17 protein-coding genes are annotated in these 15686 nt (G+C 69.0%); 4 read left to right on the top strand and 13 right to left on the bottom strand.

The genetic code is table 11. The features are described 5' to 3' along the window. Genes FY251_RS01155 through FY251_RS01140 form a run of 4 tightly spaced genes read right to left on the bottom strand, consistent with a single transcriptional unit; the run spans position 1 to position 3337 of the window. Complete coding sequence (locus FY251_RS01155) at positions 1 to 420, bottom strand: cobalamin B12-binding domain-containing protein (protein WP_004044106.1); 420 nt, start codon at positions 418 to 420, stop codon at positions 1 to 3. Between the two features lie 57 nt (positions 421 to 477). Then, complete coding sequence (locus tag FY251_RS01150; RefSeq protein ID WP_148413094.1) at positions 478 to 2304, bottom strand: S9 family peptidase; 1827 nt, start codon at positions 2302 to 2304, stop codon at positions 478 to 480. A gap of 39 nt (positions 2305 to 2343) precedes the next feature. Beyond that, on the bottom strand, positions 2344 to 3066 hold the full coding sequence (locus FY251_RS01145; protein WP_148413093.1) for a hypothetical protein: 723 nt from the start codon (positions 3064 to 3066) through the stop codon (positions 2344 to 2346). A 13-nt stretch (positions 3067 to 3079) separates the two neighbouring features. Next, entirely contained in the window at positions 3080 to 3337 is a 258-nt protein-coding gene (locus FY251_RS01140; RefSeq protein ID WP_004971185.1) for an MTH865 family protein, read from the bottom strand. A 152-nt stretch (positions 3338 to 3489) separates the two neighbouring features. Here FY251_RS01140 and FY251_RS01135 point away from each other — a divergent pair, with 152 nt between their 5' ends. Together FY251_RS01135 and FY251_RS01130 are read left to right on the top strand one after the other, a co-directional pair. Continuing rightward, the gene (locus tag FY251_RS01135) at positions 3490 to 4536 is read left to right on the top strand and encodes a M42 family metallopeptidase (protein ID WP_148413092.1); all 1047 of its coding nucleotides are present in this window, start codon (positions 3490 to 3492) and stop codon (positions 4534 to 4536) included. Positions 4537 to 4692: 156 nt separating this feature from the next. Further along, the gene (locus tag FY251_RS01130) at positions 4693 to 5316 is read left to right on the top strand and encodes a halocyanin domain-containing protein (protein ID WP_148413091.1); all 624 of its coding nucleotides are present in this window, start codon (positions 4693 to 4695) and stop codon (positions 5314 to 5316) included. Positions 5317 to 5412: 96 nt separating this feature from the next. On the opposite strand, the gene FY251_RS01125 is transcribed toward FY251_RS01130, so the two are convergent. The 4 genes from FY251_RS01125 to FY251_RS01110 all read right to left on the bottom strand — a co-directional run bounded on the left by FY251_RS01125 (position 5413) and on the right by FY251_RS01110 (position 8977). Next, on the bottom strand, positions 5413 to 6471 hold the full coding sequence (locus FY251_RS01125) for a glycosyltransferase family 4 protein (RefSeq protein WP_148413090.1): 1059 nt from the start codon (positions 6469 to 6471) through the stop codon (positions 5413 to 5415). 104 nt (positions 6472 to 6575) lie between these two features. After that, positions 6576 to 7217 (bottom strand): DUF420 domain-containing protein, encoded by a 642-nt coding sequence (locus tag FY251_RS01120; RefSeq protein ID WP_148413089.1) that lies wholly within the window; start codon positions 7215 to 7217, stop codon positions 6576 to 6578. A 63-nt stretch (positions 7218 to 7280) separates the two neighbouring features. Further along, positions 7281 to 7760, bottom strand: coding sequence for a GNAT family N-acetyltransferase (locus tag FY251_RS01115; RefSeq protein WP_148413088.1), 480 nt, complete (start codon positions 7758 to 7760; stop codon positions 7281 to 7283). 170 nt (positions 7761 to 7930) lie between these two features. Then, positions 7931 to 8977: an NAD(P)-dependent glycerol-1-phosphate dehydrogenase gene (locus tag FY251_RS01110; protein WP_148413087.1), complete on the bottom strand. Its 1047-nt coding sequence runs from the start codon at positions 8975 to 8977 to the stop codon at positions 7931 to 7933. Between the two features lie 201 nt (positions 8978 to 9178). On the opposite strand from FY251_RS01110, the gene FY251_RS01105 reads away from it, so the two are divergent. Then, positions 9179 to 10051 (top strand): alpha/beta hydrolase, encoded by an 873-nt coding sequence (locus FY251_RS01105; protein ID WP_148413086.1) that lies wholly within the window; start codon positions 9179 to 9181, stop codon positions 10049 to 10051. Positions 10052 to 10078: 27 nt separating this feature from the next. On the opposite strand, the gene FY251_RS01100 is transcribed toward FY251_RS01105, so the two are convergent. The 4 genes from FY251_RS01100 to FY251_RS01085 form a co-directional block, all read right to left on the bottom strand. Further along, positions 10079 to 10759 carry a LysE family translocator gene (locus FY251_RS01100; RefSeq protein WP_148413583.1) on the bottom strand — a complete coding sequence of 227 codons (681 nt, stop codon included), beginning with the start codon at positions 10757 to 10759 and terminating at the stop codon, positions 10079 to 10081. A gap of 124 nt (positions 10760 to 10883) precedes the next feature. Continuing rightward, positions 10884 to 11585, bottom strand: a complete 702-nt coding sequence (locus tag FY251_RS01095; protein WP_148413085.1) for a TMEM165/GDT1 family protein — start codon at positions 11583 to 11585, stop codon at positions 10884 to 10886. Next, complete coding sequence (locus FY251_RS01090; protein ID WP_148413084.1) at positions 11582 to 12277, bottom strand: metal-dependent transcriptional regulator; 696 nt, start codon at positions 12275 to 12277, stop codon at positions 11582 to 11584. The genes FY251_RS01095 and FY251_RS01090 overlap by 4 nt, the downstream gene beginning before the upstream one ends. An 86-nt stretch (positions 12278 to 12363) precedes the next feature. Then, positions 12364 to 13533 (bottom strand): threonine synthase, encoded by a 1170-nt coding sequence (locus FY251_RS01085; RefSeq protein WP_148413083.1) that lies wholly within the window; start codon positions 13531 to 13533, stop codon positions 12364 to 12366. 94 nt (positions 13534 to 13627) lie between these two features. Here FY251_RS01085 and FY251_RS01080 point away from each other — a divergent pair, with 94 nt between their 5' ends. Further along, the gene (locus tag FY251_RS01080) at positions 13628 to 14905 is read left to right on the top strand and encodes an NAD(P)/FAD-dependent oxidoreductase (RefSeq protein WP_148413082.1); all 1278 of its coding nucleotides are present in this window, start codon (positions 13628 to 13630) and stop codon (positions 14903 to 14905) included. A 47-nt stretch (positions 14906 to 14952) separates the two neighbouring features. Here the strand turns inward: FY251_RS01080 and FY251_RS01075 are convergent, their stop codons facing one another. Then, entirely contained in the window at positions 14953 to 15645 is a 693-nt protein-coding gene (locus FY251_RS01075; RefSeq protein WP_148413081.1) for a metallophosphoesterase, read from the bottom strand. Positions 15646 to 15686 lie beyond the last annotated feature (41 nt).

Here is a 15686-nt window from a genome sequence, read left to right as displayed (position 1 = left end):
TCACGGTCGCTCGGGCGCGTGTTCCTTCACGAAGTCGATGGTCTCCTGCATCGGCGTGCCAGGGCCGAAGATGGCGTCGACGCCCTCTTCGAGGAGACCGGGTCGGTCCTCTTCGGGGATGATGCCGCCGACGATGACGAGCGTGTCGTCGAGCGCGCCGTACTCTTCGAGGCCCGCCATCACCTTCGGGACGAGCGTGTTGTGCGCGCCGGAGAGGATAGAGATGCCGAGCACGTCGACGTCCTCTTGGACCGTCGCCTGGATAATCTCGTCCGGGGCGCGGTGCAGCCCCGAGTAGATGACTTCGAATCCCGCGTCGCGGAAGGCGCGAGAGATGACGTGTGCACCGCGGTCGTGGCCGTCCAGTCCCACCTTGGCGATGAGACACCGGATCGTTCGCTGTTCGGAGTCCGCGCTCATAGACGGGGGTTCGGCGTCCCGCGCTTTGACTCTAACGGAAAATAAGGTAGGTCCGGCTCAGTCGTCCGCGGCGGGCGCGCTCCGGACGTACTCGTCGAGGAAATCGGCTATCTGAGAGTACGCCTCGATGCGGTTCTCCAGTTTGGTAAAGCCGTGGCCCTCGTCGTCGAAGATGAGTTCGCGGACGTGGGCGTGTTCCCTCGCCTCCTCGACGAGTTGGTGGGCCTCGCTGACCGGCACCCGCGGGTCGTTCTCGCCGTGGAGGACGAAAAGCGGCGCGCGAATCTTCTCGACGTTGTTGATAGGCGAGATGGATTCGAGGAACTCGCGGTCGTCGTCGAGCGACCCGTACTCCGCCTCGCGGAGTTCGCGCCGCCAGTCGCCCGTGTTTTCGAGGAACGTCACGAAGTTGGCGATGCCGACGATGTCGACGCCGGCGGCCCACAGGTCGGGGTACTCGGTCAGCGCCGCGAGCACCATGAACCCGCCGTACGAGCCGCCCATGGCGACGATTTTGTCCGGGTCGACCGCCGGGTGGTCGTGGAGCCACTCGACGGCGGCCTCGACGTCGGCGACGGAGTCCATCCGCTTTTCCGCGTCGTCGAGGTGGCCGTAGGCCTTCCCGTAGCCCGCGGAGCCGCGGACGTTCGGCTCGAAGTAGGCGTAGCCCCGCGAGAGGAAGTACTGCTTGACCGACGAGAACGACGGCCGGCGCTGGGACTCGGGGCCGCCGTGGATGTCCACGATGACGGGCGTCTCGCCCTCGGGCGACTCCTCGGGGAGCGTGAAGAACGCCGGAATGTCGCGGCCGTCGAACGTCGGATACCGGACGAGTTCGGGCGGGACGAACGTGTCCCGCGGGATACCGGCCGTCGCCGCGAGCGTCCACCGCTCGGCGTCGCCCGTGGCCAACTCGACCACGTAGACGTTGGCGGTGTCGGCGCTGGCGGTGACGGTGACCGCGGCGCGCTCGCCGTCCGGCGAGAACGAGACGCCGCCGGCGACGCCGTTCGGCAGGTCGGGCTGGGGGAGCGCGTCGATGCGGTCGGGCGCGGTGAGTTCGCCGAAGGTGAGTTCCGTGTAGCCCTCGACGTTCCGCGAGTAGACGAGCCGACGCGAGTCGTGGTCGATGCTGATGCCCTCCAGTTCGTGGTCGCCGCCGGTCTCGACGGTCGTGAACTCCCCGGAGGCGAGCTCGTAGCGGACGAGTTCGAGCGTGTCGCTCCCGCGGTCGGTCACCATGTAGACGTTCTCGCCGTCGGGGCCCCACTCGGGGCTCTGGAAGCGAACCGTCCCCTGATGCGGCGTGAGGTGGGTCAGCTCGCCGGTGGCGAGGTCGAGAACGGACACGTCCTGGTCGAAGTTCGAGTACGCCTCCTGGACGATGAGCTTCGAGTCGTCGGGCGAGAACCCGCCGACGGTGAGCCAGCCGTCGCCCTCGTGGACGAGTTCGGCGTCGGTGCCGGTCCCGTCCCGAGCCTGCACGTACACGTCGAAGACGGCGTTGTCGCGGCGGTTCGAGGTGAACGCGAACCGCTCGCCGTCGCGGCTCCAGCCGCCCCAGCGGTGCTTGGCGTCCGGGTGTTCTGTCAGGTTCTCGATGACGCCGGTGTCGGGTTCGAGCCGGAACAACTGCGCGCGCTCGTTGCCGCCGTTGTCCATGCCGAAGGCGACTTCGGGGCGCTCGGGCGACCACGAGGCGAAGGTGACGCGCTCCTCGTAGAACGTCCGCTGTTCGGGCCACGCGCCGGGCGAATCGACCGTCCAGACCTGCGGGACGCCCGTCGTGTCCATGAGGAACGACAGGCGCTCGCCGTCGGCAGAGAACGAGGCGCCGTAGGCGCTCCTGATGTTCAGGTAGCGCTCGATGTCGTACGTTCGCATACCTCGAATTGCCCCGGCGACGAGAAATCGGTTTGGGTGTCAGAAGTCCGAAAGCCGCGCGTCCTCGCGGTCGGTCCAGCCGCGCATCTTCGCGTACGCCTCGGGGTTCGTCGGCACGCCCTCGGTGTTGAGCAGGCGCTCGGGATACAGTTCGAAGGCGATGCCGATGAGCTGGTACTCCAGTTCTTCGAGGTACGGCCGCGTGTCGGGGTACGGCCCCTCGGTGCCGACCGCCCACGGTTCGACCCAGAAGTACACCGGCTCGCGGAGCCGCGGCGGGTCGGTCGAAGCGAACAGCGCGTCCAGCCAGCGGTCGTACTTGCCCGGGCCGTCGCCGCGGAAGGCGGCCGACGAGAGGTCGCCGAAGTGGTAGTAGTTCCCGTAGCCCCAGCGCGCGAGCTTGCCGTCGTTGGTGTCGACGTTCTTCAGGTTGCTGTTGAGGTCGGTGCCGGACGCGCCGAACTTCCCGCACTTGCCGAGGTACCGGGGGACGACCTCGTCGCCGTCGAGGGAGTACATCATGTAGACGAGGCCCCCGTAGCGACCCTCGCGGCGGTCGTAGTCGGCGACGACGCGGCCGCCGGCCTCGCGGAGCCGGCGCTCCATGCGTTCGCCGCGGCGGAGCGTCCGCCGGCCGGAGCGACCGTACGCGATGGTCTCGACGGTCCCGTCGGCGGTCGTCTCGAAAAGTGAAATCGGGTCCGCGGCGTCGACGAAGCGGTCGACGAAGCGGTCCCAGAGCGCGCGTTTGGTCTCGGTCACGCGACGGCCGAACTCAGATGACGCCTTCGGCCTTGAGGCCGGCGATGATGTCGTCGACGAGGCTCTCGGCGTCCTCGTACGGGAAGTCCTGATGCTTACCGAGCTTCGCGGCCAGCTCCATCGCCGTGACGGTCACCTCGTCCGTCTTGAACTTCGTGCCCGGACCGTTCGGGAGCGCGGGGACGAGCGACATCTGGTTCTTCACGGGGAAATCGGCGTTTTCGAACGCGTCCATGAACTGCTCGCGGAGCTGAGATTCGGTGTCGGACATACTGTGTACCTTCGGAGAGAAGTGGAAAAGGGTTCCGGAAAAACAAAGATCATATTTAGAGTTCTTCCGAGACGGCGCGGCGGGCGGTCGCGGTGTCGGCACGACCGCCCGGGACTGATGCACTTATCTACACCGGCAATTCATGCACTCGCATGGACTTCGATTTCGACCGCCTGAAACAGCTCACCGAGACCAGCGGCGTCCCGGGCTACGAGGACCGAATCCGCGCGCTCGTCCGCGAGGACCTCGAAGCGACGACCGACACCGTCCGCGTCGACGCGATGGGCAACGTCGTCGGCACTATCGAGGGCGAGAGCGACTACGAGGTCGCCGTCGCCGCCCACATGGACGAAATCGGCTTCATGGTCCGCCACGTCAACGACGAGGGCTTCCTGCAACTCGACGCCCTCGGCGGCTGGGACCCCCGCGTCCTGAAGGCCCAGCGCGTGACCGTCCACGCGGAAGACGAGGACCTCACCGGCGTCATCGGTTCGGTCCCCCCGCACACGCTGACTGAAGAACAGAAGAAGAAGGAGCCGAAAGTCGAGGACGTGTACGTCGACCTCGGCCTGCCCGCCGACACCGTCGAGGAGACCGTCTCCGTCGGCGACCTCGTGACGATGGAGCAGACGACCGTCCGCATGGGGAACCACGTGACGGGCAAGGCCATCGACGACCGCGTCTGCCTGTTCGCCATGCTTGAGGCCGCCCGGCGCGTCGAGAACCCCGAGGTGACGATTCACTTCGCCGCGACGGTCCAGGAGGAAGTCGGCCTCCGCGGCGCGCAGGCGCTCGGCGTCGACCTCGACCCCGACCTCGCGCTCGGCCTCGACACCACCGTCGCCAACGACGTGCCCGGCTTCGACCCCGCCGACCACGTCACGAAACTCGGCGAGGGCGCGGGCATCAAGCTCAAGGACTCAAGCGCCATCGCCAACCCGAAGGTCCACCGCCGCCTCCAGGACGTGGCCGAGGACAACGACATCGCCTACCAGATGGAACTGCTCCCCGCGGGCGGCACCGACACCGGCGGCTTCCAGAACACCTACGGCGCGAAGCCCGTCGGCGCGATTTCGATGCCGACGCGCTATCTCCACACCGTCACAGAAAGCGTCCACGAGGACGACGTCGTCGCCTACATCGACCTCTTGACGGCGTTCTTGGAGAGCGAGACGGGCGAGTTCGACTACACGCTGTAGACGGTCCCTGTCGGCGACCTCCCGGCGCAGACGCGAACGACGCCGACGGCGGCGCGGCCGACATCGCGGGGATATCCCCCTATATCGAGGCGCGGCACCCCCGACCGGCGGACGAGAACCAAAGTATTCACTACAGGCCCACACCAAGCGGCGGACATGACCGACGGCAACGTGGATATGTCTCGGCGGGCGTTCCTCGGGGCGGCCGCTGGCGGCGCGGCGGTCGCCGCCACTTCCGGAACGGCCGCGGCGCAGACGGAAGAACCAGATTTCGGCGGCCACATCGACGGTATCGACGGAGGCTACGAAGACCTCCGCGGCCAAAGCGAGGTCACCATCGAAGTGGGCGCGGAAGGTAACGGCGGGAACCTCGCGTTCTCCCCCGCCGGCGCCTGGATAGACACCGGCACGACCGTGACCTGGGAGTGGACCGGCGAGGGGGGCGGCCACAACGTCGTCGCGAGCGAGGGCGCGTCGCTCGACTCCGGCGCGGCCGTCTCCGAGGCCGGAAGCACCTACGAATACACCTTCGAGGAGGGCGACGCCGGCATCACGAAGTACCACTGCGTGCCCCACGAGGCGCTCGGCATGCTCGGCGCGGTCGCCGTCGGCGGCGACGTGCCGACCGTCAGCACCGGCGGTGGCGGCGGGTCGAGCCTCCCGCAGGTCCCCGACAGCGCGAAGTCCCTCGGCGTGGCGACGACGTTCGCGATGATCGCGACGCTCGGCCTCGCGTACTTCTTCATGAAGTACGGCGGCGACTACGACGTCCAGGACTGACGCGGCCGTCGCGCCTCTCGATTTTCACCAGTTGCGAGCGGCCGCGCTCGCCCGAGTTCGGTCGTCGCCGCGACAGCCGCCGGCGCGATGGCCGACTCAGAAGAAGCCGTAGTCGTCGCGCTCGGTCTCGTATATCGATTCGTACTGCTCGATGACCCGCCGGAAGTCGTAGGCGGCGAAGTCGTCGTCGACCGTCTCGTGGTCGTACCTGCGGGCGGCGACGATTTCGTCCGCCAGCTCTTGGGGGCTCGTGACGAGCGACCCGCGCTCGCGCCCCTCGACGAGTTCGTGGGCCGACGACCGGGCCTGGTACTCGACGATGGACACACAGCCGCAGGCGAGCGCCCACAGCAGGTTCGTCGCGAACGGTTCGACCGTCGCGGTCTGCGCGAAGACGTGCGCGCCCTTCATGATGGGCACCGCCTCGTCCGCGGGGAGTTCGCCGAGGAACTCGACGCGGTCGTCGATGCGGAGGTCGCGGGCGGTCTGTTCGGCCGTCGAGCGCTCGGGGCCGTCGCCGACGACGACGGCGGACCAGTCTTTGTCGCGGAGCTCCGCGAGCGCGAGGAGGAAGCTCTCGACGTTCGCGTGCTCGTCGAGGTCGCGGGCGTACACCACGTCCGCGCGCTCCTCGGCGTCGGCGCTCCGGACGAGGTCCATGCTGATGGGTTCGGGAACGAGATGGGTGGAGTCGACCGCCGCGCCGAGTTCGCGGACCTGCGTGCGGACCATCTCCGAGGGGACCAAGACGGCGTTCGGGGCCTTCGCCGCCCGCCGGGAGGCCCGCGAGCCGCCGCGGTCGTCGCGGGCCCACCAGTCGGCGACGACCGGCGTCCGGAGGAACCGCGCCGCGGTCCTGACCGCCGTGACGTGCGACGGCGGGTAGCTCGCGACCTGAATCACGTCGGGAGCGACCTCGCGGAGGGCGAAGGGGACGCGGGAGGCGAAGCCGCCGACGGAGGGCGCGTCGGTCACGCGGTGATACGTCACCCCGTCCTGCTTGAACTCGACGACCTCGCCGTCCCACCACCTCGCACAGAGCACCGTGACCTCGTGGTCGCGCTCGGCGAGGAGTTCGGCCGTCCGTCGGAGCCGTCTGGTCGCTCCCGTCTCCTCGTGGTGCGTCGTGTACATCGAGACGAGCGCGACTCGCATATTCGCCGCCACTACGCCGCGCAATAAAAATCCACAGTTTTCGAGGGCGCGACGCGACCGGGAGCCGGAGCGCCGCGGGGGGAAGCGAGACGCGGCGACGCGCCTCAGAGCCCGACGACGGGCGCGAGGAGCGCGCCCGCGGACTCGACCGCGGTGACCGTGTACTCCCAGCTGTAGACGTGGTTGAGAAGCAGGTACGTCACGACGCCGAGCGCGAGCGAGACGAGCCACGCGCTCGCCGCGATGCGGCCGACTTTGCGGTGGGGCGTCTCGGTCCGCAGTTCGCGCTCGGAGTGGGTGATGCCGAGGATGAGCGCGTAGAGGACGACCGGCACCGAGACGATAGAGAGGACGATGTGAATCGCCAGCATCGCCAGGTACGGGTAGTACGCGAACGCGGGGCCGACGAACTCCTTGGTGCCGCCGCCGCCGATTTTCGCGAGGTACATCACGAGGAAGACGAGGATGAGGCCGAACGACGTGACCATCGCGGCCGCGTGCTTGCGGACCTCGTTGCGGCGAATCCAGCGCCAGCCCGCCGCGATGACGAGGACGTTCACCGTGTTCACGACGGCGATGGCGTCCGAGAGGAGGTTCACCTGTGGGAGCGACAGGTCGGGAAAGACCCTCCCGGGGACGACGCCGAGGAACGTCCCGATGACGAGGGCGTACCCGACCACCGAGAGGACGGCGGTCGCGGCCGCGGGGTGTTCCTTCAGGGGGTTGTCTGCGCTCGCAGTTGCCATGACCGGGGGTTGGGAAGGAGCCGTCTTGCCTCTTCGGGTTCGGGACGACGTTTGAGAGTGGTACTACCGAGACTCGACGCAATCCAGCGACTGTGCGAAGTCGACTTGCTTCGGTCGGAACCCCGTGTCACGGTAGAATCGGCGCGCATCCGCGTTTTGCCATTCACAGGAGACCTTGAGGTGGTCGCACCCTCGGTCGCGGGCTATGTCTTTCACTCGTTCGAGGATTTCCGTGCCGTGACCCTGGTTCCGGTACGCTTCATCGACCGCGAGGTTCACGATTCGAAGGGGCTGTGAGTACTGCCGGGACGGGTGATGGCCCTCGCGGAGCGTGACGAACCCGATTGTCTCGCCCTCGTGAACGACGAGGTAGTCGGTGACTGCCTCGTCGTCGAGATGAGCGCGGAAGCCACCGTCGGCGGTTTCGGTGACATCCGCGGCGAGGGCGTTCAGTTCGTCGTGTGCTTCCATCGCTTTCGCGAGCGAATACCAGCGCTCGACGAGCGCGTCGAGGTCCGCTGTGGTGGCTTCGACGAGTTCCATGCTGTGCACCTAGGGCGCTCGCCCTTTACATCACCCAGTCCCGAGAGAACCACGTGTGACGCGAACGTGCTGTCCCACGAGCGAGGCCGGCGGCCGAGTCTCGCGGGTTTTTCCCTCCGGGTTTGTGCGCCGAGCGGTCGCCCCGCGACCCGAGGCGTAAAAAGGTGGGCTTAGATGACGCCGGTGATGGTCGCGGCCTCGATGGCCGCCTCCTCGCTGACGCCGTTACCGAGAATCGTGTAGCGGTCGCGAATCTCGTGGGCGGTCGTGAGCGCCTCGATAATCGTCTCGTCGTCGATGCCGAGTTCGTCGGCGGTCGTCGGCGCGCCCATCGTCGACAGGGCGTCGCGGATGTCGGTCCACTCGCCGCGCGCGCCGCTGTGGAAGTACTCGGTCATGATGGAGCCGACGCCGACCTGGTGGCCGTGGAGGGCGCTCCCGGGAGCGATGCGGTCGAGCTGGTGCGAAAAGAGGTGCTCCGCGCCCGACGCGGGCCGCGAGGAGCCGGCGATGGACATGGCGACCCCCGAGGAGACGAGCGCCTTCGTCACGATCCACGCGGACTCTTCGAGCCCCGGTTTGATGGAGTCGGCGCTGCCGACGAGCATCTCGGCGGTCATCTGCGAGAGCGCGCCCGCGTACTCGGAGTACTCGACGTTCTTCAGGCGGTGGGCGAGCTCCCAGTCTTTGACCGCGGTGTAGTTCGAGATGATGTCGGCGCAGCCGGCGGTCGTGAGCTCCCACGGGGCCTCCGCGAGCAACTCCGTGTCGGCGACGACCGCGAGCGGCGGGTCCGCGGCGACCGAGTGGCGGGTGTCGCCCTCGGGTATCGACGACCGGCCCGAGACGATGCCGTCGTGGCTCGCCGCCGTCGGGACCGAGATGAAGCCGCAGTCGAGGCGGTCGGAGGCCATCTTCGCCACGTCGATGGGCTTGCCGCCGCCGAGAGCGATGAGGTAGCCCGCGTCGGCCTCGCGCGCCGCGTCGACGACGCGCTCGACCGACTCGAAGCTCGCGCGGTCCAGAGAGACGGAGGAGATGCCGTCGAACTGCTCGCGGACCCGGTCGCCGGCGATGCGGTCGGGCGACGGGCTCGTGACGAGAAACGGGTCGCCCGAGAGGTACAGCTCGTCGACCGCGGCCGAGAGGTCGTCGAGCACGCCGTGGCCCTGAAGCACGTTCCGGGGCAGCTTGATCCACGTCGATTTATCGAACATACCCGGAAATCGGCCACGGCGGTTCATAGTGTTTCTCGTCTCGCCGGCCGGAACGACCCTGTCTCGACCGCCTCGGGTGAGGTTCCGTGCGGCGGTTTCGGAGCCCCCGTGTGACAATATCTCAACGTATCGAACCGTAGTTTGATTTATCATTTGTCGCTCCGAAGAAAAGATGCCCGCAGTCGTGCGGGCGGACAACTCATGACACGCAGACGGCAGTTTCTCGCGACGACAGCAGCAGCGCTCTCCGGACTCGCGGTCGTCGGAAGCGGCCCCGCGGCCGCCGCGTCGGTCCCCCACGTCTCGACGCGCGACCACTTCGACGACGACGGCTCGCTCGCGTCCGGCCACGCCGCCCGCGGCTACGACACCTCCGGCGACGTACCCGGCGTCGACGTCGGGTGCGCCGCAGACCTGACCGTGTTCGTCCACGGGTGGGACAAGGACGGCGACGACCCCGAGGCGGCCGCCCTCGACAAGATAGCGTTGGCCGACGCCGAACTCGCCGACGCCGGCTACGGCGGGACGCTCGTCGGCTACACGTGGGACAACGACAAGGGCGGTGGCCTGGACTTCGGCTGGGGCGAGTCGGAAGACATCGCCCAAGGGAACGGCCGCAAGCTCGCGCAGTTCGCCGTCGACCTCAAGGCGGCCTGCCCGGACGCGACCCTCCGGTTCGCCAGCCACTCGCTCGGCGCGCAGGTGGTCTTCAGCGCGCTCCGCACCCTCGACGGCCGAAGCGACTGGACTGACCCGGGCTACGAGGTGGCCACCGTCCATTCGTTCGGGGCCGCGACCGACAACGAGGTTCCGGGCAGAGAGGAGGGACGCGCGACCTACGAGGCCATCCGCGACCGGACCGGCCGCGTTCACAACTACTACAACGAGGCCGACGACGTGCTCCAGTGGGCGTACAACACCATCGAGTTCGATCAGGCGCTCGGCGAGACGGGACTCGAAGACGGCGACACGCCGCCCGCGAACTACACCGACCACGACGTGGAGGGACAGGTCGGCGACGACCACAGCAACTACCTGAACACGATTGCCGACGACATCGTCGGCGACATGTAGCGACCCGCAAACGCATTTTTCCGGGCGTCAGAGCACGAGGGGTCGCACCGCGTCCCAGATGAAGCCGACGAGCGGCCGCACCGCGTCCCAGATGAAGACGACGCCGAAGCCGCCGAGGACGACGGCGCTGACGGCGGCGACGGCCGGCGCGAAGGAGTCGACGCGCTGTTCGGCCGCGACGAGCGCCGCGGGGAAGCCGGTCACCCAGACCGCGATGCCGCCGAAGAAGCCGAGGATGAGCGCCGGGCTTCCCGTCTCCACGACGAGGAGGTTCGCCAGCGACGCCCCGAGATACGGCGTGTGGGCGAGCACGTCGACGGTGCCGGTCTCCAAGAGACCGACGCCGATAGTGAGCCAGAACAGAATCTGGTAGGGATTCGTCAGCGCGAGCACGAACGCCTTCGTGAAGCCCGCGCTGTCGTCGTCGGGGTCGGCGGCCTCGCGGAACGTGGTATCCATCTCCTGTGCCGCGCCGTAGGCGAAGTAGAGCATGAGGACGCCGCCGGCACCGACCATGACGGCCTGCACCGTCGGGAACTGCTGGACGAACGCGACGAGACCGAGCGCCGCGAGGACGAAAAAGAGCGCGTCGGCGCTCATCGCGCCGAGACCGGCGCGAGCGCCCGCGGTCCACCCGCGGACGACGCTCTCCTCGGCGATGACGGCGTTCATCGGGCCGGGCGGCGCGGCGAGCGCCAGGCCGAACACCAACCCGGCACCCAGGGACGGCAGAAGGGTAGACATGGCTCTTTCTTGGGCGCGATGCCGTGAAAAATGGCGCGGAAGCGACGGCGTGGGGGAGTAGACCGCCGAGCGGCCCGCGGGCTGCCGGTCAGACCAGCGCGAGGACCGCGTCGCTGACGGTGCCGACGAGCGTCTCCCAGACCGAAAAGTCGGTGGCGATGTAGAGGAGGGTGTCGGCGGCGAAGAAGGCGAACAGGGCGGCCGCCCCGAGGTACGCCTTGCGCGTGTCGAACCGCCCCGAGAAGCGGTGGAAGAAGTACGCGTTGGCGATGCTCACCGGGATGATAGCGAGCATCTCGCCCGCCCAGATAGCCGAGGTCGCGCCGTACTGCACGGCCAGCCCGATGGTGACGATCTGGGTCTTGTCGCCGAACTCGCCCGCGGCCATCATGGCGAAGATGGGCAGGAAGCCGCCGAAGCCCTGCGTCGACAGTTCGCGGCCGAATACAGTCGGCGCGTCGTCGAACGCGGAGACGCCGCCGTCGGTGGTCGCGGTCTCGCCCCCCGCGGACGCCTCTGGCGCGGAGCGGTAGAGAAGCACCGCGAACGTGGCGAACAGGACGGCGGTGATGGCGTCGAGCGCGGCCGGCGGGAGCGCGCTCTTGAGCGCCTGCCCGAGCATGATTTCGAGGGCCGTCCAGATGGCGAACGCCGACCCCGCGGCCGCGACGACGATCTTGGGGTCGAAGCGGGTCGACAGGCCCGCGATGATGAACTGGACCTTCTCGCCCGGCAGGACCGCGAGTTGGGAGACGAGGGCGACGACGAGAATCTCCCACCAGCCGGTCACGCGGGCGACACCTCCTCGCCGCTCGGCTCGTCGGGCGGTCGGACGCGAATCGTTCGGGCGACGGACTCGGGGAGGCTCTGCTCGCGGCCGCCCTCGCCGACGCGCACGGTCACCATCCCGAACGGGGCGACGTCGGTCACCTCGATGGTCGTGCCGGGCGTGACGCCCGCCTCGGAGAGGTACTCCAACTCCGCGGGGTCGCGGTCGCTGACGCGGGCGACGACGAGGCGGTCGCCCACCTCGCAGTCCGACAGCGCCGACAGCTCCGAGGAGTCCGGCGGCGTGAGGTCGGCGCTCGGAATGGGGTCGCCGTGGGGGTCGACCTCCGGCTCGCCGAGGGCGGCCGCGACCCGCTTTTCGAACTCCTCGCTGATGTGGTGTTCGAGCGCGTCGGCCTCGTCGTGGACCTCGCTCCACGAGTAGTCGAGGTGTTCCGTGAGGTACGCCTCAAGGAGGCGGTGGTGTCGGAGCACTTCGAGCGCGACGGTCTCGCCCTCGGTGGTCAGCTCGACGCCCTTGTACTTCTCGCGGTCGACCAGCCCGCGCTCTTCGAGCTTGCCGACCATGCTCGTCACGGTCGGCGGCGTCTTCCCGAGATACTCCGCGATGTCGGAGGTCGAAACCGGCGGTCCCTGCTCCATCTGGAGCGTGTAGATTGCCTTCAGGTAGTCCTCCATCACGTCGCTCAACATACCACGGATTAGATGCGTCTAAAGGAAAAGTCTGATGGAGGAAACGAGGGCGTTCGAGCGGCGGACCAACCGGCCGAAACGAGATCTTAGACGCCCTGTCCCATCAGGTGACTGCGGAGGATGTCGGCGTTCTTCGTCCCGGACTCGGTGTTGACGACGACGACCGTGTCGTCCGCGTCGAACTCGTCTGCGAGTTCCCACGCGCCGGCGAGCGCGACGCCGCCGGCGGGACCGACTTCGACGCCGGCGGTCTGCGCGGCGGTGACGGCGGATTCGAGCGCGTCGTCGTCGCTGACGGCGACCGCCGCGCCGCCGGACTCGCGGACGGCGCGGAGCGCGAGCGACCCGCCCGCCGGGTCGGGAATCTCCAGTTCGCCGACGATGGTGTCCGGCTGGTTCCACGCCTCGTGGGCGTCGCTGTCGGCCTCCCACGCGGTGGCGACCGGCGAGCAGCCGACCGACTGCGCCGCGACGAGCTTGGGGACCGACTCGACCAGCCCGAGTTCGACGAGGTCGGAAAAGCCCTTGTAGACGCCGTAGGTGAGTTCGCCGGTCGAGACGGGGACGACGACCCAGTCGGGGACCGACCAGTCGAGGCGCTCCGCCACCTCGTAGGCGACGGTCTTCGCGCCGTCGTGGCGGTAGGGGTTGTCGAACTCCTGGAGCGTGTACCAGTCGCTTTTGAGCTGTTCGTGGAGCGCCGAGAGCGCGTCGGGGTAGCGCCCGCCGACGACCTTCATCTGGCCGCCGTGGACGTTCACCATGGCCTTGTTCGGGAACGGCGTCCGCGAGGGGACGAAGCCGTAGGAGCGCGCGTCCACGAGGCCCGCGTAGGAGGCCGCCGACTGCGCGCCGTTGCCGGGCGAGGCGTGCGCGACGACCTCGGCGTCGGCCTCTCGCGCCGCGGTGACGGCGAGCGAGAAGCCGCGGTCGAGGAACGTCCCGGTCGGGTTGCGACCCTCGTCTTTGATGAGAAGCGACCCGACGCCCGCCTCCTCGCCGAGCGCGTCGGCCGAAACGAGCGGCGTCGCGCCCTCGTTGGCCGTCACCGGCTCCGCGAAGGGGAGCAGTTCGCGGTAGCGCCACATCGTGTCGAAGGGGCGCTCGGCGAGCGTCTCGGCGTCCCACTCGACCGCGTCGAGGTCGTAGGCGGGGTCAAGCGGCGCGCCGGCGTCGCTCGCGCCGGTCGCGTCCGCGTCGTACTCGTCGCCGGTCTCCGTGCACACCAGCCCGGAGAAGCTGTCGGACGTCTGCATGGCCGGGGCTTACGGGGGGAGGGACTAAGCCCTTCCCGTCGGCCGATGGCCGCCACCCGTAGCGGCTTTGTGTCGCCCGTCCGAGAGACGAGGTATGGACGATAGCCACATCGCGGTCGTCGGCGCGGGCCTCGCGGGCCTCGTCGCCGCGCGACACCTCGCCGCCGACGGGGCCGACGTGACCGTCGTGGAGCGGCGCGACGGCGTCGGCGGGCGGGTCCGCACCCGGACGAAAGACGGCTTCACGCTCGACCGCGGGTTTCAGGTCCTCTTCACCGACTACCCCGCCGTCCGGCGGGAACTCGACCTCGACGCGCTGGACCTCCGGCGGTTCACGCCCGGCGCGACCATCTGCCGGCCGAGCCGACGCGCGGTGCTGTCGGACCCCCTCCGCGACATCGGCGGCCTGTTCGAGTCCGTCCGCAACCCCGAGGTGACGACGAGCGACAAGCTCCGGACGCTGGCGCTCAGACAGGACGTGAGCACCCGCGACGAGGCGGACATCTTCGCCTCGGCCGACCGGAGCATCCGGTCGTACCTCCGCGACTGGGGCTTCTCGGAGGACTACATCGAGCACTTCGTCGCGCCCTTCTACGGCGGCATCACGCTCGACCGCTCGCTCTCGTCGTCGAAGCGGGTGTTCGAGTACACCTTCAAGATGCTCTCGACGGGGAGCACCGCGGTCCCCGCGGCGGGGATGGGGGCGGTCCCCGAGCAACTCGCCGACGCCGCCCGCGACGAGGGCGCGACTATCCGCCTCGGCGAGCGCGTGGAATCGGTCCAGTCCGACGGCGACGGCGCGGTCGTCGCCACCGGCGACGAGTCGCTCGAAGCCGACGCGGTCGTCGTCGCCACCGACCCCAAGGAGGCGCGCCGGCTGACCGGCGTCGGGTCCATCCCGACCGAGGCCCACGGCTGCGTCACCCAGTACTACACGCTCCCGAGCGGGAGCGGCCTCGACGCGGGCAAGCGCATCATGCTCAACGCGCCGAGTCCCGACCCCAACACGGTCGTCCCGCTTTCGACCGTCGCGCCGGAGTACGCCCCGCCGGGGACGGAACTCCTGAACGCGACGTTCCTCGGCGCGGCCGCACAGGACGAGTCCGAAGAGGAACTGTTCGAGAAGACCCGCCGGACGCTCGAAGCGTGGTACCCCGAGCGCTACTTCGACGACCTCGAACCCCTCCACACCGACTACATCTCCTTCGCGCAGTTCGCGCAACCGCCGGGCGTCCACGAGTCCCTGCCCGACGCCCGCGACGCGCCCGGCCGGGCGTACCTCGCCGGCGACTACACCGCGTGGTCGTCGATTCAGGGCGCGATGCGGAGCGGGAAAGAGGCGGCCGACGCCGTCCGCGACGACCTCTCGTAATCGCGCGCTTCGCCGTCGTTTTTCCACTCGCCGCCCGCCTCGGCACCTCAGAGCAACCGTCGAAGCTTCCCCAGCGGCGGGAACGTGAGGGTCTCGCCCGCGTCCGCGTCGCGGACGAGCGGCCGGAAGACGCTCGCGTCGGTGACGAGCGGCGACTGGAAGTCAAACGCGTGCATCCCGTTTACTTCGACGCCCGCGGCGAGGCGGGTGAACGCCGGGAGCATCAGCACGTCGCCGCCGCGGTAGGCGTCGGGGCCGTAGAGGACGCAGAGCCGCCGCCGCCCCTCGACGGCGAGCGTCGGGTGGTCGTGGCCGACGACGTAGCGGTCGGCGTCGCCGTCGGGGTCGCAGTGGCCGTGGCAGACGAGCGTCCCGTCGGTGAGTCGGTACTCGTCGTGCACGTCGCCCGACCAGACCTCGGCGAGCATCGTGTCGTGGTTGCCGGCGACGAACACCGGGTCGGCACCGGCGTCGTCGCACGTCTCCGCGAGGGTTTCGAGGGCCGCGACGTGGCGCTCGGAGACGCGGTCGAACCGGTGGAGCACGTCGCCGGCGAAGACGACCTCGCGGGGGTCGAACTCGGCGCAGGAGGCTCGCAGGCGCTCGGCGAGGTCGGTCCCCTCGCCGAGCGGGAAGTCGACCGCCGAGGCGTCGGCTCGGCCGACGTGCAGGTCCGCGAGGACGAGCGCGTCGGCGTCGGGGAGGAAGACGGCGCGCTCGCGGACGGAGACGCGTGTCACGACCGAATCGAGGGGCGTCGAAGACAAATCACCACCGAAGG

This window comes from Haloferax sp. KTX1 (genome assembly GCF_902410085.1).
Classification (GTDB): Archaea; Halobacteriota; Halobacteria; order Halobacteriales; family Haloferacaceae; genus Haloferax; species Haloferax massiliensis.
The sequence above is the reverse complement of the archived record's forward strand: the minus strand, read 5'-3'. Positions and strand labels throughout refer to the sequence as shown.

What these genes read in the sequence shown, in the direction of transcription:
- FY251_RS01135 (WP_148413092.1), top strand. Translation starts at nt 3,490, where the DNA reads ATGGACTTCGATTTCGACCGCCTGAAACAGCTCACCGAGACCAGCGGC.
- FY251_RS01115 (WP_148413088.1), bottom strand. Translation starts at nt 7,760, where the DNA reads ATGGAACTCGTCGAAGCCACCACAGCGGACCTCGACGCGCTCGTCGAG.
- FY251_RS01150 (WP_148413094.1), bottom strand. Translation starts at nt 2,304, where the DNA reads ATGCGAACGTACGACATCGAGCGCTACCTGAACATCAGGAGCGCCTAC.
- FY251_RS01125 (WP_148413090.1), bottom strand. Translation starts at nt 6,471, where the DNA reads ATGCGAGTCGCGCTCGTCTCGATGTACACGACGCACCACGAGGAGACG.
- FY251_RS01130 (WP_148413091.1), top strand. Translation starts at nt 4,693, where the DNA reads ATGACCGACGGCAACGTGGATATGTCTCGGCGGGCGTTCCTCGGGGCG.
- FY251_RS01140 (WP_004971185.1), bottom strand. Translation starts at nt 3,337, where the DNA reads ATGTCCGACACCGAATCTCAGCTCCGCGAGCAGTTCATGGACGCGTTC.
- FY251_RS01110 (WP_148413087.1), bottom strand. Translation starts at nt 8,977, where the DNA reads ATGTTCGATAAATCGACGTGGATCAAGCTGCCCCGGAACGTGCTTCAG.
- FY251_RS01085 (WP_148413083.1), bottom strand. Translation starts at nt 13,533, where the DNA reads ATGCAGACGTCCGACAGCTTCTCCGGGCTGGTGTGCACGGAGACCGGC.
- FY251_RS01120 (WP_148413089.1), bottom strand. Translation starts at nt 7,217, where the DNA reads ATGGCAACTGCGAGCGCAGACAACCCCCTGAAGGAACACCCCGCGGCC.
- FY251_RS01105 (WP_148413086.1), top strand. Translation starts at nt 9,179, where the DNA reads ATGACACGCAGACGGCAGTTTCTCGCGACGACAGCAGCAGCGCTCTCC.
- FY251_RS01090 (WP_148413084.1), bottom strand. Translation starts at nt 12,277, where the DNA reads ATGTTGAGCGACGTGATGGAGGACTACCTGAAGGCAATCTACACGCTC.
- FY251_RS01080 (WP_148413082.1), top strand. Translation starts at nt 13,628, where the DNA reads ATGGACGATAGCCACATCGCGGTCGTCGGCGCGGGCCTCGCGGGCCTC.
- FY251_RS01155 (WP_004044106.1), bottom strand. Translation starts at nt 420, where the DNA reads ATGAGCGCGGACTCCGAACAGCGAACGATCCGGTGTCTCATCGCCAAG.